This is a genomic window from Pseudomonas sp. 05T35 (assembly GCF_056396605.1).
In genome coordinates this window covers 1-978 of sequence record NZ_JBFTLU010000789.1, presented here as the reverse complement: position 1 = coordinate 978, position 978 = coordinate 1, and the positions used below count along the sequence as shown (strand labels likewise).

At 59.3% G+C, this 978-nt stretch carries 1 pseudogene; it reads right to left on the bottom strand.

Going from position 1 to position 978, the window contains the following annotated elements:
- Nucleotides 1–978 (bottom strand): annotated as a pseudogene (locus tag AC1DH9_RS29855) (glycosyl hydrolase family 5); the annotation flags it as partial.

Here is a 978-nt window from a genome sequence, read left to right as displayed (position 1 = left end):
GTGCCTTCGAGGGGCTCGACATAAAAAGGTGTTTTGCTGTCGTCTTTGGGGATGGCACGGGTACCCAGCGAAATCAGTAAATCCTGCGATCGGCCGACAGGCGCGTCGTCCAGGCTTTGCACCACCACACTGGCATTAGCGGTCTTCACTTGAACCTGGATATTGCCAAGGCTGATCGACTCGCCGCCGATCCAGCCGGTTGCTGCTTGGGTGCGGGGCGTATTGATGGTGTAGATGCMTTGTTTCCAGTTGCGCTTTAACTCGCCAGTGTCTGTCGTCGACTCGCTGGCATTGGCGTCCAGCAGCGACTGGTTGGGGTCATGAAACACCTGTGCATTGCTGGGGATAGCACTCTGCTGCAACCAGGGCAATTGCGGCGTCTGTGGCATGGCGATTTCCAGCTTGCCTTTCTCCATGGCTGTGCGCAGTAGAGCCGCGTTGGCGGGTGTGATGCGTTGGTTGAACAGGGTGCTGGGCGTCGGCGCGAAGACATAGGTCGTTGTTGCTTCGCGAACGTCTGCACGGCGATAAAGCAAGGCGGCGGCGGGCAGGGTGGCCAGCATTGCAGGGTCGTTATAGGCGTGCCAGTTGTCGGCAGTTATCCATTCGCCGGTTAGCGGCTCCTGGCTGTAGGCATATTGCATCAGCGCATCCCAGCCTTGGTGGCTGGCGGTGCCGGCCATATAGAGTGGCAGCGTGTGGCGGTCAGGTGTCGGGAAAGGTTCAGTGTTCCACTCGGTGACGGTCAGAGGTTTGCCTATGACTTGGCCGGCGGCAATCCAGTTCAGCAAACCGTCGCTGGTGAGCGGGTTTTTCTCTAGCTGCCCGGGGCCACCGTAGCTATGGACGTCGATCAGGTCGCCGGCGGTAAGGGCCGGTAGGGAGCTCAGGCTGTCGCCGCCCCAGCTACTGGTCGTGACGATGGGTACCTTCACTCCTGATTCACGTAGGTGCTGAATCATGTCTACGTTGAAACGT